Source organism: Citricoccus sp. GCM10030269 (genome assembly GCF_042665635.1).
GTDB lineage: Bacteria > Actinomycetota > Actinomycetes > Actinomycetales > Micrococcaceae > Citricoccus.
This window is the reverse complement of the sequence record NZ_JBHTCV010000005.1, coordinates 654,437-677,863: the sequence shown is the minus strand read 5'-3', so window position 1 is coordinate 677,863 and position 23,427 is coordinate 654,437. Positions and strand designations below refer to the sequence as shown.

General features: G+C 68.4%; 18 protein-coding genes and 2 tRNA genes. 16 read left to right on the top strand and 4 right to left on the bottom strand.

Annotation, left to right across the window (positions count from 1 at the left end):
* Positions 1–8 precede the first annotated feature (8 nt).
* Positions 9–1,553: a glutamate--tRNA ligase gene (gene gltX, locus ACFQQD_RS10255; protein WP_378088929.1), complete on the top strand. Its 1,545-nt coding sequence runs from the start codon at positions 9–11 to the stop codon at positions 1,551–1,553.
* Here the strand turns inward: gltX and ACFQQD_RS10250 are convergent.
* Positions 1,550–2,890 (bottom strand): APC family permease, encoded by a 1,341-nt coding sequence (locus ACFQQD_RS10250; protein ID WP_378088926.1) that lies wholly within the window; start codon positions 2,888–2,890, stop codon positions 1,550–1,552. The two genes, gltX and ACFQQD_RS10250, sit on opposite strands and share 4 nt — an antisense overlap.
* Positions 2,891–3,018: 128 nt before the next feature.
* Here ACFQQD_RS10250 and ACFQQD_RS10245 point away from each other — a divergent pair.
* The 5 genes from ACFQQD_RS10245 to ACFQQD_RS10225 all read left to right on the top strand — a co-directional run bounded on the left by ACFQQD_RS10245 (position 3,019) and on the right by ACFQQD_RS10225 (position 7,877).
* Positions 3,019–3,090: transfer RNA gene (locus ACFQQD_RS10245), tRNA-Gln, on the top strand.
* A 98-nt stretch (positions 3,091–3,188) separates the two neighbouring features.
* A tRNA-Glu gene (locus ACFQQD_RS10240) sits at positions 3,189–3,261 on the top strand.
* A 99-nt stretch (positions 3,262–3,360) separates the two neighbouring features.
* Positions 3,361–5,139 (top strand): dynamin family protein, encoded by a 1,779-nt coding sequence (locus tag ACFQQD_RS10235; RefSeq protein ID WP_378088924.1) that lies wholly within the window; start codon positions 3,361–3,363, stop codon positions 5,137–5,139.
* A gap of 3 nt (positions 5,140–5,142) precedes the next feature.
* Complete coding sequence (locus ACFQQD_RS10230; RefSeq protein ID WP_378088921.1) at positions 5,143–6,795, top strand: GTPase family protein; 1,653 nt, start codon at positions 5,143–5,145, stop codon at positions 6,793–6,795.
* Positions 6,792–7,877 (top strand): thiamine-monophosphate kinase, encoded by a 1,086-nt coding sequence (locus tag ACFQQD_RS10225; protein ID WP_378088919.1) that lies wholly within the window; start codon positions 6,792–6,794, stop codon positions 7,875–7,877. Before ACFQQD_RS10230 ends, ACFQQD_RS10225 begins: the two co-directional genes overlap by 4 nt.
* Before the next feature lie 21 nt (positions 7,878–7,898).
* On the opposite strand, the gene ACFQQD_RS10220 is transcribed toward ACFQQD_RS10225, so the two are convergent.
* Positions 7,899–9,374, bottom strand: a complete 1,476-nt coding sequence (locus ACFQQD_RS10220; RefSeq protein WP_378090094.1) for a UDP-glucose dehydrogenase family protein — start codon at positions 9,372–9,374, stop codon at positions 7,899–7,901.
* Positions 9,375–9,546: 172 nt separating this feature from the next.
* Positions 9,547–10,332 (bottom strand): IclR family transcriptional regulator, encoded by a 786-nt coding sequence (locus tag ACFQQD_RS10215; RefSeq protein WP_378088917.1) that lies wholly within the window; start codon positions 10,330–10,332, stop codon positions 9,547–9,549.
* A 117-nt stretch (positions 10,333–10,449) separates the two neighbouring features.
* Between ACFQQD_RS10215 and leuC the strand changes: the two genes are divergently transcribed.
* From leuC to ACFQQD_RS10185, 6 genes are all read left to right on the top strand, one after another.
* A complete protein-coding gene (gene leuC / locus ACFQQD_RS10210) occupies positions 10,450–11,928 on the top strand; it encodes a 3-isopropylmalate dehydratase large subunit (protein ID WP_378088915.1) in 1,479 nt (492 codons plus the stop codon).
* Position 11,929: 1 nt separating this feature from the next.
* The gene (gene leuD, locus ACFQQD_RS10205) at positions 11,930–12,532 is read left to right on the top strand and encodes a 3-isopropylmalate dehydratase small subunit (RefSeq protein WP_378088913.1); all 603 of its coding nucleotides are present in this window, start codon (positions 11,930–11,932) and stop codon (positions 12,530–12,532) included.
* A gap of 115 nt (positions 12,533–12,647) precedes the next feature.
* Positions 12,648–13,976: a UDP-N-acetylglucosamine 1-carboxyvinyltransferase gene (gene murA, locus ACFQQD_RS10200; protein ID WP_378088910.1), complete on the top strand. Its 1,329-nt coding sequence runs from the start codon at positions 12,648–12,650 to the stop codon at positions 13,974–13,976.
* A 10-nt stretch (positions 13,977–13,986) separates the two neighbouring features.
* Complete coding sequence (locus ACFQQD_RS10195) at positions 13,987–14,709, top strand: lysophospholipid acyltransferase family protein (RefSeq protein WP_378088907.1); 723 nt, start codon at positions 13,987–13,989, stop codon at positions 14,707–14,709.
* The gene (locus tag ACFQQD_RS10190; RefSeq protein ID WP_378088905.1) at positions 14,706–15,761 is read left to right on the top strand and encodes an NAD(P)H-dependent glycerol-3-phosphate dehydrogenase; all 1,056 of its coding nucleotides are present in this window, start codon (positions 14,706–14,708) and stop codon (positions 15,759–15,761) included. Before ACFQQD_RS10195 ends, ACFQQD_RS10190 begins: the two co-directional genes overlap by 4 nt.
* The gene (locus ACFQQD_RS10185) at positions 15,758–16,873 is read left to right on the top strand and encodes a D-alanine--D-alanine ligase family protein (RefSeq protein WP_378088903.1); all 1,116 of its coding nucleotides are present in this window, start codon (positions 15,758–15,760) and stop codon (positions 16,871–16,873) included. The genes ACFQQD_RS10190 and ACFQQD_RS10185 overlap by 4 nt, the downstream gene beginning before the upstream one ends.
* Before the next feature lie 8 nt (positions 16,874–16,881).
* On the opposite strand, the gene ACFQQD_RS10180 is transcribed toward ACFQQD_RS10185, so the two are convergent.
* On the bottom strand, positions 16,882–17,367 hold the full coding sequence (locus tag ACFQQD_RS10180; RefSeq protein ID WP_378088901.1) for a DUF3515 family protein: 486 nt from the start codon (positions 17,365–17,367) through the stop codon (positions 16,882–16,884).
* A gap of 200 nt (positions 17,368–17,567) precedes the next feature.
* On the opposite strand from ACFQQD_RS10180, the gene ACFQQD_RS10175 reads away from it, so the two are divergent.
* Genes ACFQQD_RS10175 through ACFQQD_RS10160 form a run of 4 tightly spaced genes read left to right on the top strand, consistent with a single transcriptional unit; the run spans position 17,568 to position 23,426 of the window.
* Positions 17,568–18,668, top strand: coding sequence for an LCP family protein (locus tag ACFQQD_RS10175; protein ID WP_378088899.1), 1,101 nt, complete (start codon positions 17,568–17,570; stop codon positions 18,666–18,668).
* Between the two features lie 27 nt (positions 18,669–18,695).
* Positions 18,696–20,195, top strand: a complete 1,500-nt coding sequence (locus tag ACFQQD_RS10170) for a polysaccharide biosynthesis tyrosine autokinase (RefSeq protein WP_378088897.1) — start codon at positions 18,696–18,698, stop codon at positions 20,193–20,195.
* Positions 20,196–20,205: 10 nt separating this feature from the next.
* Positions 20,206–21,246 (top strand): DAK2 domain-containing protein, encoded by a 1,041-nt coding sequence (locus tag ACFQQD_RS10165; protein WP_378088895.1) that lies wholly within the window; start codon positions 20,206–20,208, stop codon positions 21,244–21,246.
* On the top strand, positions 21,246–23,426 hold the full coding sequence (locus ACFQQD_RS10160) for an ATP-dependent DNA helicase RecG (RefSeq protein ID WP_378088893.1): 2,181 nt from the start codon (positions 21,246–21,248) through the stop codon (positions 23,424–23,426). The genes ACFQQD_RS10165 and ACFQQD_RS10160 overlap by 1 nt, the downstream gene beginning before the upstream one ends.
* Position 23,427: the final 1 nt, after the last annotated feature.

Below are 23,427 nucleotides of genomic sequence, written 5' to 3'. Positions count from 1 at the left end.
TGGCCATCATGAGCCACACTTCCCGACCGGCCCCTGCCGATGTTCCCGCTGTCCCCGCCGACGCCCCCGTGCGCGTCCGCTTCTGTCCATCACCGACCGGGACGCCGCACGTCGGGCTGATCCGCACCGCCTTGTTCAACTGGGGCTGGGCGCGGCACACCGGCGGCACCATGGTCTTCCGGATTGAGGACACCGATGCCAAGCGCGATTCGGAGGAGAGCTGCCAGCAGCTGCTCGAGGCCATGGCCTGGCTCGGGATCGACTGGGACGAGGGTGTGGAGGTCGGCGGGCCCCACGGTCCGTACCGACAGTCTCAGCGCGCTGAGATCTATCAGGACGTCATTGCCCAGCTCAAGGACGCCGGTTACATCTACGAGTGCTTCTCCACGGCCGAAGAGGTCGAGGCCCGCCATCGGGCCGCCGGCCGGGACCCCAAACTCGGCTACGACAATTACGACCGCGAACTGACCGAGGAGGAGGTGGCCGCGTTCCGGGCTGAAGGCCGTTCGCCCGTGCTGCGGCTGCGGATGCCGGACGAGGAGATCACGTTCACGGACACCGTCCGCGGCGAGATCACCTTCGGGGCCGGCTCCGTGCCGGACTTCGTGGTGGTTCGCGCCGACGGCTCGCCGTTGTACACGCTGGTCAATCCGGTGGACGACGCGCTGATGGAGACCACCCATGTGCTCCGCGGCGAGGACCTGCTCTCCTCCACACCGCGTCAGATTGCCTTGTACCGCGCCTTGTACGCCGTCGGGGTGGCCAAGTACATGCCGGAGTTCGGTCACCTGCCGTACGTCATGGGCGAGGGCAACAAGAAGCTGTCCAAGCGCGATCCGCAGTCGAACCTGTTCCTGCACCGCGAGCGCGGCTTCATCCCCGAGGGCCTGATCAACTATCTCGCCCTGCTGGGCTGGTCGCTCTCGGCCGATGAGGACATCTTCACTCGGGAACAGTTCATCGACGCCTTCGACATCCACCACGTGCTCGCCAATCCGGCCCGCTTCGATGAGAAGAAGGCCACGGCCATCAACGGCACGCACATCCGGATGCTGGACGGCGCCGACTTCAGGGCGCGCCTGGTGCCCTACCTGCAGGCCGCCGGCCTCGTGGGCCAGGAGCTGACCGACGAAGAAGACCGGATTCTCGACGCCGGCGCACCGTTGGTCCAGGAGCGCGTGGCCCTCTTGGGCGAGGCGGCGGAGATGCTCGCCTTCCTCTTCCAGGCCGACGAGGAGATCACGACGGCGGACGGTGCCCTGAAGGGGATGCCCGCCGACCTGGCCGGTGCCGTGGCCGCCGCTCGGGCTGCCGTGGAGTCAGTCAGCTCCGATGCCTGGTCGGCGGAGTCCGTCGAGGCCGCCCTGCGCAGTGCCTTGATCGACGGACTGGAACTCAAGCCGCGGCAGGCGTTCGGACCGGTGCGCACCGCCGTGTCCGGCAAGAAGGTCTCACCCCCGCTGTTCGAGTCCCTGGAGATCCTGGGCAAGGAGTCCACCCTGGCCCGGCTTGACCGCTTCGCCGCCGAACAGCAGCTGGCCTCGGGGTCCTAGTTGCGCCCAGGGCCTGAATCGGCCCTGCTTGTGGTGACGCGGCGGCGCCACGCGGCCATACCCGCCAGGACGGCGGCCACGGCGAGGAGCGGGAGGCCCAGCTGCCAGACCTCCCCTTCGACCTGGGTGGCCAGTCCCACGCAGGAGACGATTCCGGCGATGGGCAGCACGATCGGCACGCGGAAATGACGCCGATCCACGGTGTCCCGGCGCAGCATCAGCACGGCGGCGTTCACCGCGACGAACACCACGAGCAGCAGCAACACCATCGTGCTGGCCAGGACCTCCAGGGTTCCGGTCAGCGCGAGCACCACAGACAATCCCGTGGTGGCGAGAATGGCGACCCACGGCGTCCGCCGCTGTGGCAGCAACCGCGTGAGCACGCCCGGCAGCAATCCGTCCTTGGCCATGCCGTAGGCCAGGCGTGAGGACATGATGCCCGTCAACAGTGCCCCATTGGCCACCGCCACCAGAGCGACCGCACTGAACACCACCGGGGGAATGATCCCCGCGGCCGAGACGACCTGAAGCAGGGGAGCGGTGCTGTCGGCCAACTCGTCGGTGGGTATCACCGCCGCCGCGGCCGCGCCGACCAGGGCATAGACGACGCCGGCCACCATGAGCGCGCCGAAGAGGGCACGCGGGTAGGACCGGGCCGGGTCCTTGGTCTCCTCGGCGATGTTCACGCTGGTCTCGAAGCCGACGTAGGAATAGAAGGCCAGGACCGTACCGGCGAACACGGCGGACCACGGACCGTTCTCGGCAGTCCCCAACTCGGTCAGTCTCCCGAGGTCTCCGTCCCCTCGAGCCAGGACGATCACGCCGAGAGCGATGATCACCAGAAGACCAGAGACCTCGATGATCGTCGCGACGCGATTGACGCCCAGAGACTCGGCGATCCCTCGGGCATTCAAAGCCGCCAACAGTCCCAGGAACACGACGACCACCACTGCGGTGGGGAGCGTGACGAACTCAGCGAGATAGTCGCCGGCAAAGCCCAGCGCGAGGGCACCCACGGAGACGATGCCGGCCGAGAGCATGCAGAATCCCACCACGAACCCGACGAACGGTCCGAACGCGCGCGTGGCGTAGTGCGAGGAGCCGCCGGCCTGGGGATATTTGGTGGCCAGCTCGGCATATGAGCCCGCGGTCAGCAGGGCCAGGGCCAGGGCGGTGACCAGGGGAGCCCAGACGGCGCCGCCGGCCGTGGCGGCGATCTCCCCGGCCAGGACATAGACGCCCGCGCCCAGGACGTCGCCCAGAATGAAGAAGAACAGGCCCGCAGTGGTGACGGTGCGACGCAGGGAAGGCGCTTGCGCAGAGGTGGATGCCGACATGGGCCCACTGTAGTTCGCCGTTTTGTCATCCGGGCGGGCCGCCGGTATAGTGAACACCCGTGCCGAAGAGATTCGGCGCGTGTGTCGACGTTCAGAACTCGGTCTACCGAAGAGCGTTTGACAAGCCTTGGGGTATGGTGTAATTGGCAACACAGCGGTTTCTGGTACCGTCGTTCTAGGTTCGAGTCCTGGTACCCCAGCGGATTTCGTCAGTTTGATGAAAACCCCCCGAGTGTGAAACACTACTGGGGTTGCCCAAACGGTCTGGCCAGTCGGTGAGGCCCCGGGCAACGGTGACGGCCCCATCGTATAGCGGCCTAGTACGCCGCCCTCTCACGGCGGTAACGCGGGTTCGAATCCCGCTGGGGTCACCCTGGAAGGGACCCGGTCTACTGGACCGGGTCCCTTCGTCGTTCCCGGTGCGATCGAGCCGTTAGAGGTGAGAATCACGTCAGTGTCATGATGGGTCCGTGAGTACTCCCTTCACGCCCGGACCCGACGCTGCCGTGGCGAAAGCCGCCGCCGATGCGGTCGAGCTGCTCGGCCGCCTGCGAACCGAGCTCGCTCAGGTCGCCCTGCCTCTCGGCATCGACGGCGCAGCCGAGTCCGCCCGCATGCGGGACGCCGCCGTGAACCAAGTGGACGACTACGTGCTGCCGCGCTACCGGAACCTGGACGCCCCGCTGTTGGCCGTCGTCGGGGGATCCACCGGTGCGGGCAAATCCACCCTGGTGAATGCCCTCGTGGGGCACCCCGTGACGCGGTCCGGAGCCATCCGGCCCACCACGCGGCAACCGATCCTGCTGCACCATCCGGACGAGGTGGACTGGTTCACCACTCCGAGGGTGCTTCCGAACCTGTCCCGTTCCACCGTGCATCTTTCCACCGCGTACCTCTCCACCGGCGACCGCTCCGCGGAGGATCCCGAGGCGGTCGGAACTCTGCTCATGGTGGCCGAACCGGCACTGACGCGGGGACTGGCCCTGATCGACGCACCGGACATCGACTCGATCGCCGACGAGAACCGTCGCCTGGCTGGGCAATTGCTCTCGGCCGCGGACCTCTGGATCTTCGTGACGACGGCCAATCGCTATGCGGACGCCGTTCCCTGGGAGTTGCTCTTGGACGCCGCCGCGCGGGACATCACGGTCGCGGTGGTACTCGACCGCGTGCCGGCCGGCGTCGAGGACGAAGTGGCGGTGGACCTGCGGGGGCTGCTCGAGCGCCGAGGCCTGAGCGCGGCCGAGCTCTTCGTCGTCACGGAATCAGCACTGGACGCCGAGGGAATGCTGCCCGCCGACAGCGTCCGGTCCCTGCGCGCATGGCTGGACTCCATCGCCGCCGACGCCGGCTCGCGCTCCGACGTGGCACGGCGGACCCTGAACGGGGTGGTGGGCCAGCTCGCCGACAAGGCTGTCGGTCTCGTTCAGGCGGAGGAGGATCAGCGTCGGGCGGCGGCGCGATTGAGCGGGGACGTCGACTCGGCCTATGACCAGGCTGTGCAGGGGGTATTGGCCGCCACCCGTGATGGGACACTGCTGCGGGGGGAGGTGCTGTCCCGCTGGCAGGACTTCGTGGGTACCGGCGAGTTCTTCCGGTCTGTGGAGTCCGGTATCGGGAGGCTGCGAGACCGATTGACAGCCTTCCTGACGGGACGGCCGGCCCCACCGGAAGAGGTGGAAACGGCCATCGAATCCGGTCTGCATGCCGTCCTGGTGGAGCAGGCCGCCGCGGCCGCGGAGGAAGCCGACCAGCGCTGGCGCCAGGATACGGCTGGACGCGCCCTCGTCCAAGGTCGTGACCTGGCCGGGCTTCCCGCTGACTTCAACGACCGGGCCGCCGCGGAGATCCGCGGTTGGCAACGGGACCTGATGACACTCATTCAGGAGGAGGGCGCCGGCAAGCGGACCATGGCGCGCATTTCGGCTCTCGGTGTCAACGGGGTCGCCGTGACGTTGATGATCGTCTCTTTCGCCTCGACGGGCGGTTTGCTCGGCATCGAAGTCGGGATCGCCGGCGGCACTGCCGTGGTGGCGCAGAAACTACTCGAATCCATCTTCGGCGAAGAGGCGGTACGGCGTCTGGCCCGCCGCTCGGAGGAGAACCTCGTGGAGCGGGTCACTGAACTGCTCCGAACCGATGCCCGGCGTTTCACCAGCCTGCTGGACGCGGTCCGGGAGACCGAAGAGACCCAGCGGCTCAGCGAACTCGTCCCCGCATTGCGTCGACTCACCGGCCGGGAGGACTGAGGGATGGCGACCAGCACCAGCTCCAGCACCAGCTCCGGTCCGCTCAACCGAAAGCTCGATGCGCTGGAGACTGCTGCCGTACTGGGTGAGGGCCGGCTCCCCGAGGAGGCGTTGGCCGGTGCCCGCACCGTCGTCGAACGCGCCGGGGCACGACGCCGGCTCTCGGCCGAACACACGGTGGTCGGGTTCTTCGGCGCGACCGGGTCCGGCAAATCGAGTCTGTTCAATGCGGTGACCGGGCACACCCTGGCCCGCACGGCGGCCACGCGTCCCACCACGTCCGAGCCGCTGGCCGCGATCCGGGGAGCCGAGGGCCCGGGGCCGTTGCTGGACTGGCTCGAGGTCGACCAGCGCCACCACCTCGAGGACGTCGGGAAGGAAAAGCGGGCCGGGGGACTGATTCTGCTGGACCTGCCCGACTTCGACTCCATCGCCGCCGAGCACCGGGACGTGGTGAATCGGCTGGCCGGTCAAGTGGACGTGCTGGTGTGGGTGGTCGACCCGCAGAAGTATGCCGACGCCGCCTTGCACCGTGAGTTCCTCGAGCCCCTCGCCGCGCACCGCGCCGTCACGCTCCTGGTGCTGAACCAGGTCGATCGGCTGGCCGAGCGGGACGTGGGCGCCGTCGTGAAGTCCCTGAAGGACATCCTCGCCCAAGAGGGGCTGCGACGCGTCCCGGTGTACCCGGCGTCGGCCACGACCGGGCAGGGCATCGAGGCCGTCCGTCAGGCGATCAACGAGGTGGCGGCCCGCCGCACTGCCGCGACCGAACGGCTGGTCTCGGACGTGCGAACCGCAGCCAAGGCCTTGGGCGCGGACGACGCCGGTGGGGTGCCGGCCGGCGTCGGGAAACGTGCCGAGTCCCGTCTGGTGGACGATCTGAGCGAGGCATCCGGCGTCCCGGCGGTGGCGAGGGCGGTGGAGCAGTCCTACCGGCTCGAGGCGGGCCGCCGCACTGGGTGGCCGCTGTTGCGGTGGATGAGCCGATTGCGCCAGGACCCCTTGCGCCGGCTCGGGCTGCGACGCAGTGATCGCAGTGGTCGCAGTGCCGTGCAGTCCGGCGACGATCCACGGCTGCACCGGACCTCGCTGCCCGAGCGCAGTCCTGCCCAGCAGGCCCGGGCCGCGGGGGCGATCCGGGCCTTCGCCGATGCGGCCAGCGAGGGGGCCCCCGACCGCTGGCGCTCCTCGATCCGCCAGGCGGCGCGCCGTCATGCCGAGGCTCTTCCCGACGAGCTGGATCAGGCGATCACCTCCACCGATCTGCGCGCCGGTGCCACGTCCTGGTGGTGGCACCTCGTCAACGTGCTGCAGTGGTTGGCCCTGCTGGCCGCCGTGGCCGGGATCGCCTGGCTCAGCGCGCTGTCGCTCGCCGGCTACCTGCAGTTCCAGATGCCCCCTGCCCCCGACATCGAGGGCATCCCGATTCCGACGCTGCTGGTGTTCGGCGGGCTCGTGTTCGGTCTGCTGCTGGCCTTGGTGATGACCCCGTTGGTCCGTCTCGCCGCACGCGGCCGCGCCCGGCGGGCCCGACGGCGGCTCCACCGGTCGATCTCGACGGTGGCCACGAGCAGGGTGGCCGACCCGGTGCGCGAGGAGATCGAGCGCTACGGGCGGTTCCGGGAGGCGCTGGCCTCGGCCAGCGGACGACATTGAGCGCGGCCCAGCGGACGACATTGAGCGTCGGCGGTCTGGGCGAGGCCGGCATCCTGCGGATCCTCCACCGGCGCTTCGCCACGGTGCCAGGTGCGCAGGACTGGCCGGCCGGGACGGTCGGGCCCGGGGACGATGCCGCGGTGGTCACTGCGCCGGACGGGCGCTACGTCATCACCATCGATGCCATGGCCCAGGACCGGGACTTCCGTCTGGCATGGCCGGCGGTGCCGGACGCGTCGGGGAGAGTGGGAGCCGGATTCGCCTCGGGATACTCGACCGGCTGGAAAGCGGCGGCCCAGAACCTCTCCGACCTCAATGCCATGAGCGGAGTGGCCACGGGTTTGTTGCTGGCGTTGACGATGCCGCCGAGCACTCCGGTGACGTGGGTCGACGGGCTGGCCGCGGGGTTGGCCGGGGCCGTACAGCACTTGGGGGCCGTCCGCTGTCGGATCGTCGGGGGCGACCTCGGGTCCGGCGAACAGATCGGCCTGGCCGTCACCGCGACCGGGGATCTCGAAGGCCGGCCGGCCATGCTCCGGACCATCCATGACCCGGTGGAGTCCGCGGATCTGGTGCTCTGTGGCCGCGCGGGCTGGGCGGCCGCCGGACTTGCCGTGCTGGAGACGCCGCGGCGCGAGTTGCTGGACCGACTCGACGCCGCGTCGGTCCGTCGGCTCGCGGCGCTCGCGGCCGCCGCCCAACTGCGGCCCCGCCCCGTCCTCGGCGCTGGACGGACTGCTGCCCAGGGCGGTGCGCTGGCCATGATGGACGTCTCCGACGGGCTGCAGAGGGACGTCGGGCGGCTGGCCGACGCCAATGGAATGCAAGCAGAACTGGACCCGGACTGGGTCGCTCGGGAGGCGAAGCCGCTGGAGGTGCTGGCGCGGGCACTGGGCCAGGACGCTCACCACTGGGTGACGGCCGGGGGAGAGGACTACGGGCTACTGGCGGCCCTGCCTTCCGGTGCGGTCATTCCGCCGGGGTTCCGTCGTATCGGTCGATTGACCGCGGTTGGTGCCGGTCGTGAGGGCCCCGGTCGTGACGGGAACCCCGACGGCGGCTGGGACCACTTCGACTCCTAGGGCACCGGAGGCCGGGTTGGGTCAGGCGTCGGCGGGGCCCTGGGCGAGACCTCGGAAGCGGTGGCCGAGGGCGGCGTGGGTGAAGCCGGCCTCGATCCAGGCGGCGGGGTTCAGGACGTTGCGGGCGTCGATGATGTTCGGCCGGTCCACGAGCCGGGCCACGTCGTGGGGGTCCATGGTCTTGAACTCGTCCCACTCGGTCAGCAGCACGATCAGGTCCGCGCCGACGATGGCCTTGGCCAGGGTGTCGACGTAGCCCAGCCGGGGGAAGCGTTTGGCGGCGTTGGCGTTGCCCTGCGGGTCGTAGACCGCGACGTCGGCCCCGGCGGTGTAGAGCCGGTTGGCCACATCCAGGGCGGGGGAGTCGCGGACGTCGTCGGAGTGGGGTTTGAACGCCACCCCCAGGATGGCGATCTTCCGTCCGTGCAGCACCTCGACGGCGGCCGGAGAGGGCACGGCCCCGGCACCGCCGTGGCCGGCCGGGCCGGTGGCATCGCCGCGGTCGTGGGCCAGGACCTGGACGGCGAGATCGACCACGCGGTCACGGCGGCGCAGGTTGATGTCGTCCATCTCGGCCAGAAAGCGCATGGTGCGGTCCAGGCCGAGCTCGGAGACTCGGGCCTGCAGGGCGCGGATGTCCTTGGGCAGGCAGCCGCCGCCGAAGCCGACGCCGGCGTTGAGGAACTTCCGGCCGATCCTGGGATCGTGCCCGATGGCGTCGGCCAGGGTGCCGATGTCTCCGCCGACGGTCTCGGTGATCTCACTGAAGGCGTTGATGAAGGAGATCTTGGTGGCCAGGAAGGCGTTGGCGGCGACCTTGACCAGTTCGGCGGTGGCGAAGTCGGTGCTGATCCACGGGGTGCCGGTGGCCAAGGGCTGGGCATAGACCTGGCGCAGGAGGTTCTCGGCGTGCTCGGACTCGACGCCGACGACCAGCCGGTCCGGGGTGAGGGTGTCTTTCACGGCGTAGCCCTCGCGCAGGAACTCGGGGTTCCAGGCCAGTTCCACGGTACCGGGCAGGGAGGCAGTGGCCCGGGTAGTGGCCAGGAGGTCTTTCAAGGTGGTGGCGGTGCCGACCGGGACGGTGGATTTGCCCACGATCAGCGCATCACGGGTGATGTGCTCGGCCAGGGATCTCACCGCGGCTTCGACGTAGCGCAGGTCCGCGGCGGACTCGCCGGGTTTCTGGGGAGTACCGACGCCGATGAAGTGCACATCGGCCCAGGCGCCGACGTCTTCGTAGGAGGTGGTGAAGCGCAACCGGCCGGATTGGACGTGCTTGATCAGCAGTTCGGGCAGTCCGGGTTCGTGGAAGGGCAGCTCGCCGCGGGAGAGGGCCTCGACTTTGGCCGGGTCGACGTCCAGGCCCAGGACCTCGAAGCCCAGTTCGGCCATACACGCCGCGTGCGTGGCCCCCAGATACCCCGTACCGACCACCGAGATCCGGAGTGGGGCAACGGTGGAGCTAGCAGACTGGTTCGAGGCAACACTGGTCATCACGGTCGGTTTTCGTCCTATCAGCGTGGGGAATCGGTCCGGGCCGGGTGTGAATCGGTCCGGAATCGTCTGACACCGATCCGGACTCTATCGGTCCCTGAAGCGCAGGCTAGGCCTCTCGGTGCCGCGTCGAGAGATTCCACGGCGAACGTCGGGCCAACGGCACGCAAACTCACGGGGCCGAACGAATCAGTTCCGTCAGCTGGTGGGCGGCCCGGCTCACGGTCTCCGCATGCACCCGTCCGGGCTGGCGCGTCAGTCGTTCGATGGGGCCGGAGATGGACACGGCGGCGACCACCCGGCCGCTGGGGCCGCGCACCGGGGCGGACACGGACGCCACGCCGGGTTCGCGCTCACCCAAAGACTGTGCCCACCCCCGACGTCGGACGACGGCCAGAACCGTCGGAGTGAAGACCGCTCCCGTGAGCCCCTCGACCAGTCGCTCGTTGTCCTCCCACGCCAGAAGCACTTGAGCGGCCGAGCCGGCCTTCATGGAGAGACGGGTGCCGACCGGGATGGTGTCACGCAGCCCGACCGGTCGTTCCGCGCTGGCGACACAGACTCTGCTGTCCGCCTGGCGCCGGAACAGCTGCGAGCTCTCCCCGGTGGTGTCTCGGAGCCGGGCCAGCACGGGACCGGCGGCCGAGGTCAGCCGGTCCTCACCCGCGGCGGAGGCGAGTTCGGTGAGCCGGCTGCCGAGGATGTACTTGCCCTGCAAATCGCGTCCCACCAGACGGTGATGGACGAGGGCCGAGGCCAGCCGGTGCAGTGTGGGGCGGGCAATGCCGGTCGAGGAGACCAACTGGGCCAACGACGTCGGTCCGCCTTCCAGGGCGTCGAGGATGGCCGCGGCCTTGTCCACCACACCCACACCACTGGGCCCGTGTAGAGCGTGGACCACGTGTTCGGCAGTCGCCGAAGGGGGAGTGTCGCCACGAACAGAATCCGAAGTGTCCATAGTGTGATACTACCGTCTCATTATCTGAGACATTCTCGGTGTTTCTGGCCGCCCTTGGAATCGCGGTGCCAGAGTAACGGTGCGAGAGGATCTGTGGCTCTGGCGGAAGGACACCACATGGTAGGCAACTCAACTTCGGACGGTCAGTCAGCGGCTCCGCGAACCCTGGCCGAGAAGGTCTGGCAGGACCACGTGGTGGTCCCCGGCGACGGTGCGGGTGACGCCCAGACGCCCGACCTTCTCTACATCGACCTTCACCTGGTACACGAGGTGACGAGCCCGCAGGCCTTCGAGGGGCTGCGTCTGGCGGGCCGGCCGGTCCGGCGTCCCGATCTGACCATCGCCACGGAGGACCACAACACGCCCACGCTGGCGATCGATCAGCCGATCGCGGATCCGACGTCGGCGAAACAGATCCAGACGCTGCGGGACAACGCCCGCGAGTTCGGTATCCGGCTGCATTCCCTGGGCGACGCGGAGCAGGGGATCGTCCATGTGGTGGGCCCTCAGTTGGGCCTGACCCAGCCCGGCACCACCGTGGTCTGCGGTGATTCGCACACCTCGACGCACGGCGCCTTCGGTGCCCTGGCCTTCGGTATCGGCACCTCTGAGGTGGAGCACGTCCTGGCCACCCAGACACTGCCGCTGAAACCGTTCAAGACCATGGCCATCACCGTCGACGGAACGCTGCGCGAAGGGGTCACGGCCAAGGACATCATCCTGGCCGTGATCGCCAAGATCGGCACCGGCGGCGGACAGGGGTATGTGCTGGAGTACCGCGGCTCCGCGATCCGGTCACTGTCGATGGACGCTCGCATGACCATCTGCAACATGTCGATCGAGGCTGGGGCCCGCGCCGGCATGGTCGCCCCGGACGAGACGACCTTCGAATACCTCCGGGGCCGGCCTCATGCTCCTCAAGGGGCCGACTGGGAAGCCGCCGTCGAGTACTGGTCATCGCTGCCCACGGATGAGGGGGCCACCTTCGACGCAGAGGTGTTCCTGAACGCCGACGAGCTCGAACCGTTCGTGACCTGGGGAACCAACCCCGGTCAAGGGGTCTCGCTCAACGAGACGGTTCCCGATCCGAGTCACTTTGAGGACCCGAACGCACAGGCCGCCGCCCAGCGCGCTCTGGAGTACATGGACCTCACGGCGGGCATGCCCATGAAGGACATCCGCGTGGACACCGTCTTCTTGGGCTCCTGCACTAACTCGCGCATCGAGGACCTGCGCACGGCCGCCTCCATCATCAAGGGCCAGACCAAGGACGAGAACGTCCGGATGATCGTGGTCCCCGGATCGGCCCGCGTCCGTCTGCAGGCCGAGGCCGAAGGGCTGGACGCGGTGTTCACGGAGTTCGGTGCAGAGTGGCGTTTCGCCGGCTGCTCCATGTGCCTGGGTATGAACCCCGATCAGCTGGCCCCCGGCGAGCGGTGCGCCTCCACCTCGAACCGGAACTTCGAAGGCCGTCAGGGCAAGGGTGGCCGGACGCACCTCGTCTCCCCGGTGGTGGCCGCGGCGACGGCCATCCGCGGCACGCTGTCCTCGCCGTCCGACCTCACGACCACCCCGTTCCACCTCCAGGAGGCCTGACATGGAACCGTTCATCCGCCACGCCGGCATCGGGGTCCCCCTGAAACAGTCGAACGTGGACACCGACCAGATCATCCCGGCCGTCTACCTGAAACGCGTGGCGCGCACCGGGTTCGAGGACGCCCTGTTCGCCGGCTGGCGCAAAGACCCGGAGTTCATCCTCAATCGGGAGCCGTATTCCTCCGGCTCCGTCCTGGTGGCCGGGCGGGACTTCGGCACCGGCTCATCACGCGAGCATGCGGTCTGGGCCCTGAAGGATTTCGGCTTCCGAGCCGTGCTGTCCTCCCGGTTCGCGGATATCTTCCGCGGCAACTCCGGCAAGCAGGGTCTCGTGGCGGCAGAGGTGGCCCAGCAGGACATCGAGTTGATCTGGAAGGAGCTGGAGAACCACCCCGGCACCGAGGTGACCGTGGACCTGGCCGAGCGCACGGTCACGTGTGGTTCGATCAGCACGACCTTCCAGGTGGACGACTACACCCGCTGGCGGCTGATGGAAGGCCTCGACGACATCGGTCTGACTCTGCGGACGGAGCAGGACATCTCCGATTTCGAGGCGACCCGGCCACAGCACAAGCCCGCCACGCTCCCCGCCCGCACCGCCTGAGCCGGGTAAGAACGTATGCTGGTGTGCGGATCCGCGCCGTCCGGGCTTGCCCACCAGCGGATCCCTATCACAGCGACGGCCCGACCCGGCGGGCCATGAAGGATTGCCACTGTCTATGGGAAATTTGCTGACGATCAACGGCGGTAAGCCGCTCAAGGGACGCGTGACCGTCCGCGGCGCCAAGAACCTGGTCCCGAAGGCGATGGTGACCTCATTGCTGGGCAGTAAACCGTCGGTCCTGCGCAATGTCCCCGAGATCCGGGATGTGGAGATCGTCACCGGGCTGCTGTCCGTCCACGGAGTCAAGGTGACCAAGGACCCGGAGACGGGCGACCTCACCATGGACCCGGCGGCCACCAAATCGGCGACGAGCTCCGAGATCGATGCCCACGCCGGTGACTCGCGGATCCCGATCCTGTTCTGCGGCCCGCTGATGCACTCCATCGGGGAGGCCTTCATTCCGGACCTGGGTGGTTGCAAGATCGGTGACCGCCCCATCGACTTCCATCTCACCGTGCTGCGCAGTTTCGGCGCCGTGGTCGAGAAGCGGCCGGGCGGCATCCACATCTCGGCGCCCAAGGGCCTGACCGGAGCCAAACTGGAGCTGCCCTACCCCTCGGTCGGCGCCACCGAACAGGTGCTGCTGACCGCGGTGAAGGCCGAAGGCATCACCGAGCTCAAGGGCGCCGCCGTCGAGCCGGAGATCCACGACTTGATCGCCATCCTGCAGAAGATGGGCGCCATCATCTCCGTTCAGACGGACCGGACCATCCGGATCGAGGGCGTGGATGAGCTGACCGGCTTCAACCACCGGGCGATCCCGGATCGCAACGAGTCGGCCTCGTGGGCCTCCGCTGCGCTGGTCACTCAGGGAGACATCTACGTCGAGGGCGCCATGCAGCGCGACCTCACCGCCTTCTTGAACACCTACCGCAAGATCGGCGGTGAGTTCGAGGTCGATGACGACGGCATTCGTTTCTGGCATGCCGGCGACAAGCTCAAGCCGCTCGTCCTCGAGACCAATGTCCACCCGGGATTCATGACCGACTGGCAGCAGCCGTTGGTGGTGGCGCTCACGCAGGCGGACGGCGTCTCGATCGTGCACGAGACCGTGTACGAGAATCGGTTCGGCTTCACCGACGCCCTCGTCCGCATGGGCGCCTCCATCCAGTTGCACCGGGAGTGCCTGGGCTCGGTTCCGTGCCGTTTCGGGCAGCGGAACTTCCTGCACTCGGCCGTGATCTCCGGACCCACCGAACTCCGGGGCGCCGACTTCGACATTCCCGATCTGCGGGGCGGGTTCTCACACCTGATCGCCGCGCTGGCCGCCAAGGGCACCTCGCGAGCGACCGGAATCGAGATCATCAACCGCGGATACGAGAAGTTCATGGACAAGCTGACCGGCCTCGGCGCAGATGTCGAACTGAGCAGCATCGACCGCTGAGAGGTACGCCGTGACCGAATCCGCCGGCCTCCGCGCCGGATACCTCGCGGCGGCCTCGCTGGTCCGCCCGGTGCTCAACGCCCTCATGGACAAGGAGTGGCAGGGAACCGAACACTTTCCCGACTCCGGCTTCATCGTGTGCGCCAACCACGTCTCGAATCTGGACCCTCTCGCGATTGGTCACCTGGTTTACAACCAAGGTCACCTGCCGCACTTCCTGGCCAAGGCCGAACTGTTCCGGATTCCGGTGATCGGCGGACTGATCACCCGGATGAAACAGATTCCGGTGGACCGGGCGCGCGGCGGCAATGAGTCCTTGCTGGCCGCCGATGCGGTCCTGGCCGAGGGCGGAGCGATCGTCATCTACCCCGAGTCCACGCTGACGTCCGACCCGGACCTGTGGCCCATGAAAGCCAAGACTGGGGCCGCCCGCCTGGCGCTGAAGACCGGGGTGCCGGTCATCCCGGTGGCGCAGTGGGGCATCCACGAGGTCCTTCCCAAGACGGCCAAGACGCCGACCATCCGGCCCCGCGGACGCGCTCGGGTCAGGATCGGCGCTCCCGTGGCCCTGGACGACTTGCGTGATGCCGCCTTGACCCGGTCCGTTCTCGACACCGCCAGTGAACGGATCATGAAGGCCATCACGGACGAACTCGAGATCCTCCGCGGGGAGGAGGCACCTGCGGGGCGCTGGAATCCTCGAACCGGGCAGCGGGAGAGGGGATCGGCATGAGCCAGGCCAACGCAGAAGCCGAACGTCCTGAACGGATCGCGGTCATCGGGGCGGGTAGCTGGGGCACCACCTTCGCCAAGGTACTGGCCGACAGCGCCGCCGAGCGCGGCGTCACTGATCCGGATATCGTCCTCTGGGCCCGCCGCGCCGAGGTCGCCGACGCCATCACAGGCCAGCACCGGAACCCCGACTATCTGCCGGACATCAGTCTGCCGGAGACCCTGACGGCGACCACGAGCCTCGAGGACGCCGTCTCGGGCGCCGGGGTCGTCGTCGTCGCCATTCCCGCCCAGGAGGTCAGGGGGCACTTGCCGGCCATCCGCGCCCAACTGGACCCGACCGCCGTCGTGGTCTCGCTGGTGAAGGGACTGGAACGGGGTACCGACGCGCGCATGAGCGAGCTGTGCGCCGAGGAGCTCGGGTTGGCCGCCGGCCGATTCGCCGTGGTCTCCGGGCCCAATCTCGCGATGGAGATCGCCCGGGAAGAGCCGACCGCCACTGTGGTGGCCTCCACGGAGCCGGCCACGGCGGAATGGATTGCCGTCCGCACGGCGGGGCCGTACTTCCGGCCCTACACGAACACCGACGTCACCGGCGTGGAGATCTGCGGGGTGGTGAAGAACGTCATCGCGCTGGCTGTGGGGATTTGCGACGGGCTCGGCTTCGGGGACAACTCCAAGGCCTCCGTGATCACTCGCGGCCTGGCCGAGACCACGCGGCTGTCCGTCCGGCTCGGCGGGCAGGCCGAGACGCTGGCGGGGCTGGCCGGACTGGGTGACCTGGTCGCGACCTGTGCTTCCCCGCTGTCCCGCAACCGAACCGCCGGCCGTCACCTGGGCCAAGGGCTGAGTGTGGAGCGGACCACGTCCGAACTCAAACAGACGGCCGAGGGCATGAAGTCCGTCTCCGCCGTGGTGGATCTGGCGCGTCGGCACGGGGTGGAGATGCCGATCTGCGAGGCCATGAACGCCGTCATCACCGGCACGCTCGACGTCGACACGCTGGCCGGGCTGCTGTTGGCCCGCGACCTCAAACCGGAAGGACAACCATGATGAGGGAACGCCTACGCGTGCTGGTGCTGTTCGGGGGACGCTCCAGTGAGCACCCGATCAGCTGTATCACCGCCTCGAGCATGCTGACCTCGATGGATCCGACCCGGTACGAGGTCATCCCCGTGGGCATCACGACCACCGGACAATGGACCGGCTTCGAGGCCGATCCCGGAACCTGGAACCTGCCCGGCGGCCAGCTGCCGCACGTGCCGGAGCCCTCCGACCCGCTTTCGCTGCACGTGACCGCCGAGGGCACGCACGAACTCGTCTCGGCCGCCAGCGGGGAGTCCCGCGGGTTCATCGACGTCGTGTTCCCGCTGCTGCACGGACCGTTCGGAGAAGACGGCACCCTGCAGGGCCAGCTGGAGATGGCCGCGGTGCCGTATGTCGGCGCCGGCGTGCTGGCGTCAGCGGTGGGCATGGACAAGCACTTCATGAAGATCGCCTTCCAAGCCGCCGGCCTGCGGGTCGGTCCCTGGGAGACCATTACCGACCGGCAATGGGCCACGCAGCGGGAAGCGGTCCTGGACCGGGTGGCCGGGCTGGGCTTTCCGCTGTTCGTCAAGCCGGCCCGCGCCGGTTCGTCGTTCGGCATCTCGCGCGTCGGTGACCGGACGGAGCTGACCACGGCGATCGAGGAGGCCCGGCGCTTCGATCCCAAGGTCGTGGTCGAGGCCGGCATCGTCGGCCGGGAGATCGAATGCGCCGTGCTCGACGGTCACGGATCACAGAGCCCACGGGCGTCCCTCCCCGGGGAGATCGTCGTCCACGACGGTTCGAGCGGCCACGAGTTCTATGATTTCGAGGCCAAGTACCAGGACGGTGGCGCGGCCGACCTGTCCTGTCCCGCGGAGCTGCCGGACGAGGCCATCGAGCGGGTGCAGGAGTTGGCGGTGCGCGCGTTCGATGCCGTCGACGCCGAGGGCCTGTCCCGGGTGGACTTCTTCTACACGCCCGAAGGTGACTTCATCCTCAACGAGATCAACACCATGCCCGGGTTCACGCCGATCAGCATGTATCCGGCCATGTGGGAACGCTCCGGACTCGCCTACGGAGAGCTTGTGGACGAACTGTTGTCCCTCGCTCTCGAACGCGGAACGGGACTGCACTAGCCCAGCCGTCACTGGCCGTCGTCGGCCCCGCTCTCGGGTATCGGCTCCTGGGTGGGGGCCGTGGTGGTGCACCCGCCGGTGGCGGGGATGCGACCCACGGCCGAGGACAGATCCACCATGACGGAACTGGACGCCGCGCGAGTGTCATCGAACAGCACCTCGATGGCGGGGGACCGACCGTAGGTGGTCAGTCTCCAGTACTGCCCCTCGTCCCGGGTCACCCAGTCGATGCCGTTGGCGGTCACGCAGTGCTCAGTGGTGGGACCGGGCTCGGGGACGCCGCAGCGCAGGATGACGGCCGAGGGTGAACCCCACGCCCCCGTGGCCTGACTGTCCGTCTCCCGCCGCTCGAATCCGGCGACGGCGTCCGGCAGTGAGACCATCGCCTCCGCACACACCGGATCGGTGGCCTCGGGAGCGGGTTCGACGTCGGCCACCCGAGCGCCGCAGCCCGACGCCAGGGCTGTGGCGCCCAGCAGGGCGACAGCCGCCATAATGCGGGCCCGTCTGGGCAGGGATGCGGACCGGGGGCCGCCAGACTCACCGACAGAAAGCATTGCTCCAGCCTACGTCGACTACCTCCGACGGTGCTTTATCATGGGATGTGCACCACAGGCGAGGGGTCGTCACGGGCAGGAATCGCCGTGGACCGTGCCACCTGCCGTTGACATCGCCCGAATCTCGGAGGACCTACGTGTCTGAACCTTCGCCGCACTCTCTCGGCAGCACGGGCGAGGGTGGTACCGGTGATCGCCGGAATCGCCGTCGTGGTCCCGACGGCCAGAACGGAAAAACCCGCCCACAGCGCAAGAACCGTGCTGTGTGGGTGGTTCTGGGCGTGGCACTGGTCCTGGTGATCGGTGCGGCCATCGTCGCGGTCGGCTATCTGGCCAATCTGGCCTCGACCTTCGACAACTCCCCGCGATTCGAGACAGCGTTCCCTGAAGCGGAGTCCCGGCCCACCAAGGCCCCCGCCGAAGAGGGGCGCGAAGAACCGCTGAACATCCTGTTGCTCGGATCCGACTCCGGTGGCGGCTCGGGCGAGACGGAGAACCTGCCCGGGGTGCCGCAGTCCGGTCGGTCGGACACGATGATGTGGGTGCACATCCCCGGTGACCGCGAGAAAGTCTACGTGATGTCCGTCATGCGCGACCTGTGGGTGGACATCCCCGGCGAGGGCACGCACAAACTCAACGCGGCCTACTCCTTCGGCGGCGTCCCGAAGGCCGTGCAGACCCTGGAATCACTCTTCGGCACCCGTATCGATCACGTGGCCGCCATCGATCTCGCCGGCTTCGAGGGACTCGTGGATTCCCTGGGCGGCGTGGACGTCAACGTGCCGGAGTCGTTCCAGGCGGGGAACGGCGGCAAGTCCTTCCACGCCGGGATGCAGCACATGGACGGAGACACCGGACTGGCCTTCGTCCGCGAGCGGTATGCGTTCTCCGACGGCGATTACTCGCGAGTCGAGCACCAGCAGCTGTTCCTGAAAGCGGTGGCCCAAAAGGTCCTCGCTGGGGAGACGCTGACAAACCCCGGCAAGGTTTCCGATATGGTGAGCGAGTTGAGTCCATACCTCACGGTGGATGAAACGCTTAACTCGGGGAAATTGGTCTCCATCGGTCGAACGATGACGCATATCCGGGCAGACGACCTGGAAATGTTCACGGTGCCCACCAACGGCGTCGGCCGAGCTGGAGGCCAGTCTGTTGTCTGGCCGGACGAACAGGCGATTGAGGAGATCGGCTCAGCGTTGAGCAACGACGATCTGTCTTCGTATCTCTCCGGTCGGTGACCGGCAACACTCAGAAAGGATCGCGATTTGGACCTGCGCGACTATATCCGGATCCTGCGGAACAACTGGCTGTCGATTCTGCTGGTCACCCTCCTGGGGGTGGCACTGGCAGCGACGATCACCGTCGTGACGAAGCCCAGCTACACCGCCCGGACGCAGATCTTCGTGGCGGTGAACTCCGGTGACACGGCCAGCGACATCCTGCAGGGATCGAGCTTCTCTGAGAAGCGTGTGACGTCGTACGTCAGCCTGGCCACCAGCCCCCGCGTGTTGCAGCCGGTCATCGAGGACCTCGGTCTCGACGAGACCGTCACCACGCTGGCCTCCAGGGTCGAGGCCACCGCGCCGCCGCAGACGGTGCTGATCGACCTCTCGGCGACCGCCGAGGATCCGGCCCGGTCGGCGCAGATTGCCAACGCCGTGGCGGACTCGCTCATCAGCACCGTGTACGAGGTCGAGGACCCCGAGGGATCCAGTGACCCCCTCGTCGATCTCTCGGTCGTCGAGGAAGCCTCCGTCCCCCTGTCTCCGTCGAGCCCCCGGGTGGCCCTGAACCTGGTGCTCGGTTTCGTCGTCGGTGCAGCACTGGGCGTGGCCTTCGCCCTGTTGCGGACGCTGCTGGACTCGCGCATCCGCAACCAGGAGGACGTCGAGCGGGTGACCGACGCTCCGGTGCTCGGCGCCTTCGCCGATCACAAGTCGGCTGAGGAAGAGCCGTTGATCTCCCTGGAGGACACCTTCGATCCGCGCGCGGAGAACTACCGTCAGCTGCGGACGCACCTGAAGTTCACCAATGTCGACGGCGGCACCCAGTCCGTGGTGGTCACCTCGTCGATTCCCGGCGAGGGAAAGACCACCACCTCGTGCAACCTGGGCATCATGATGGCGGAGTCCGGCAGCCGTGTGCTGCTCATCGACGCCGACCTCCGCCGCCCGCGCGTGGCCAAGACGCTGGGCCTGGAAGGGGCGGTGGGCCTGACCACCATCCTGTCCGGACAGATCGATCTGGACGACGCCATTCAGACGTGGGGCCCGGACGGGGAACTGGACGTCATCACCTCCGGTGAGATCCCGCCCAACCCGTCCGAGCTCTTGGGCTCTGACGCGATGCGCCGGTTGTTGCGCCAGCTGGAGGGCCGGTATGACGTTGTTCTGCTTGATGCCCCGCCATTGCAGCCAGTGACGGATCCGTCCGTCTTGGCCGCCATGACCTCCGGCGTCATGCTCGTCAACCGGGTGGACGGGTTCGTGCACCGCGACCAGCTTCAGGGCGGGCTCGACAGCCTCGCCTCCGTGGACGCCCGCCTCCTGGGCCTGGTGCTGACCCGTGTGCCTCAGAAGCGGGGCAGCTACTACGCCTATCAGTACGCCTACGAGTCCGATGCCATCGAGCCGACGTCGACCCGCCGATCTCACAGCTCGCGGTCCCAGAGCGGACGGTCGTCCAGCAACGGCTCCGGCCGCTCCGGCTCCGGCAGCAGGGGTCAGTCCAGCGAGAAGGCACTGACGGGTATGCGATTCCGGTGAGGTGCCCGGCATGACCGCGGAGACCACCCCTCAGCGCGCGCCCTCACGGGTGCACCAGTGGCTGGAGCTGGCGGAGACCGTCCTGGGCAACGCCTCGGACCGGATGGATGCGATCAACATCTTCCCGGTTCCGGACGGTGATACCGGCAGCAATCTCTACGGAACCGTCTGTGCGGCCCGTGCGGCGGTCGCGGGGGAGTCCACGGACGACGTCGGGACGCTGATGTCGGTAGCCGGCCGAGCGGCCCTGGACCAGGCACGGGGTAACTCCGGCACCCTGCTCGCGGTGATGCTGATCGGGATGTCTGAGCCGCTCACTGGCCACGATCGAATTGCGGCCCCCACCCTCGCCGCGGCCCTTGAGCGGGCCCGGACCAGCTGTTGGGCGGCGCTGTCCGATCCCCAGGACGGCACGATGCTCACCGTGTTGGCCGCCGCGGCCGAGGCGGCCACCGAGCATGCGGCCACCTTGCAGGGCCAGCCCGAGGATCAGGCGATGAGTCGCCGCGAACTCGGTGCCTCTCTCGATGCGATCGTGGAAGCGGCGTGGCAGGCCGTCGTCCAGACCGAGGGGCAATTGCCCGCGCTGTCCGCGGCGCGCGTCGTCGACGCCGGCGGCATGGGACTGCTCCTGGTGCTGGATTCGCTGCGGGCCACCATCATGGGCACCAGCATCGACCCCGGACTGCTCGACGGTCTGCACGGATTCGCGGCCGCCGCGCCGCACATCCACGAGGGCCTGAACTCTCACGTCGGATTCGAGATCACCTGCAGCATCTCCTTGGACCCCTTGACGGCGGCGACCCTGCGGTTCGAACTGAACGAGATGGGCGAGTCGGTGATCATGAGCCCCGTCGGTATGCCGGGGGAGCACCCGGGTGACCAGGCCGGACACCCCGGAGAGAACCCCGCGGACACCAATGGGCCCGTGCGCTGGCGGCTGCATGTCCATGTGGACGATCGTGAGGCGGCCGAAGCCTTGCTCCGCCAAGCGGGTGAACCCGAGAACCTAGTCGTGACCGCCCTGCAGGCTTCGGAGGCCGACGGGTGATGTCAGGTCCGCTCAACCAGCCGCTGGAGCGGCTCCTGGGCGGGCGTACCGGCCAGCGTCTGAGCCGGGAACTGAGCCTGGACACGGTCGGCGAACTGCTGGATCACTTTCCCCGGCGCTGGGTCGAGCGCGGGGAACTGACCCCGATCGTCTCGCTGCCAGTGGGCGACCATGTGACCATCGTGGCTCAAGTGACCTCGGTGAACCGCCGGAACATGCATTCCCGCCGAGGTTTCATCGTCGACGTCACCGTCACCGATGACGACTCGCAACGACCGGCCAGCCTGGACATGGCCTTCTTCAACAGCTATGACGCTCTGCGCCGCCTGAAGCCCGGACATCGGGCCATGTTCCACGGCAAGACGGCGATGTACCGAGGCGAGCTGACCCTGAACAACCCCGATTTCTCGGTGTTGGACGAGTCCGAGTCGCCCGGTGAGGCGGATCTGGCGCCCGTGCCGTTGTACCCGGCCACCGCCAAGGTCCCCAGCTGGGTGCTGCGCGCGAGCATCTCCACGGTCCTGGACGCCGTCAACTGGGACGCGGTGGACGACCCCGTTCCCTCCGAGCTGCTGGAGGCTGCCTCGACCGACGGAAGCCCTCTGCCCGGACTGGCCGAGGCCTACCAGCAGATTCACCGCCCCGTCACGCTGACCGAGGCGCTGCGGGCCCGGCGGCGCTTCGCGCTGCACGAGGCCGTCATCCTGCAGGGCGCTCTGGCCGTGCGTCGCCAGGCGGCGGCGACGCTGGACGCGGTGGCACGGCCCGCCGTCGGGAACGGTCTGCGACAGGCTCTCGACGAGCGTCTGCCGTTCACCCTGACCGCGGGCCAGGTGTCCGCCGGGGAGGTGATCTCCGCTGATCTGGCCCGGAACCGGCCGATGAGCCGACTCCTGCAGGGTGAGGTGGGCTCGGGCAAGACACTCGTGGCCCTGAGGGCCATGCTGCAGGTGGTCGACGCCGGCGGGCAGGCTGCCATGGTCGCTCCCACCGAGGTGCTGGCCGGGCAGCACTACCGTTCGCTGAGCGCAGCGCTCGGTCCCCTGGGCCACGCCGGCCGGCTCGACGCGCCCGACGGACCGGCCACGGAGATCGTGTTGCTGACCGGCTCGCTGAGTGCCGCTCAACGCCGAGAGGCGCTGCTGAAGATCGCCTCCGGGCAGGCCGGCCTGGTGGTGGGCACCCACGCACTGTTCTCCGACTCGGTGCAGTTCGCCGACCTCGGTCTGGCCGTGGTGGACGAGCAGCACCGGTTCGGAGTGGACCAGCGAGAGGCTCTGCGCCGGGACAACCCCGGTACCCACCTGCTGGTGATGAGTGCGACCCCGATTCCGCGGTCGGTGGCCATGACGGTCTTCGGCGATCTGGATCTGACGCTGTTGCCGGGGCTGCCCTCGGGACGGCAGCCCGTGACCACGCATGTGGCCCGCATGGCTCAGGGGCCGCGCATCATCGCCCGGGTCTGGGAAGTCATCGCCGAACAGGTGGCGGCGGGCCATCAGGCCTTCGTGGTGTGTCCACGCATTGACGTAGGTGACGCCAGTGCCGGCGCCGAATCGGGCGTGGACGGTGCTGCCGTGGAGGACATGGTGCCGCGGCTGCAATCGCTCCCCGCGCTGGAGGGCCTGCGGATCGCCGGGCTCCACGGCCGCCAGGACCAACAGACCCAGGCCCAGACGATGGGCCGCTTCGTGGATGGCGATCTGGACGTGATCGTGGCGACGACCGTGGTGGAGGTCGGTGTGGACGTGCCGAACGCCACGGTGATGGCCATTCTGGACGCTGACGCGTTCGGGCTCTCCACGCTGCACCAGTTGCGCGGGCGCGTCGGCCGGGGCACCGCCGCCTCCATCTGCCTGCTGGCCACCCGATTGCCGGAGGGACACCCGGCGGTCGACCGTCTCGAGATCGTGGCCGGAACGCAGGACGGACTGGAGATCGCCCGGGCCGATGTGCAGCAGCGCGGTGAGGGTGACGTCCTCGGGGCCACTCAGCACGGAGGCAGCCGACTCAAGGTACTGCGGGTACTGAAACACGCCGATCTCATCGATCTGGCCGCCGGGTGGATGGCCGAGCACCACGGTGAGCACGGATTCGACCAGCATCCCGCACTCGCTGACGCCGTGCGGGCCTGGGAGGCCGGCCACGAGGGCTCCGGCGACTACATCGTGAAGGGCTGAG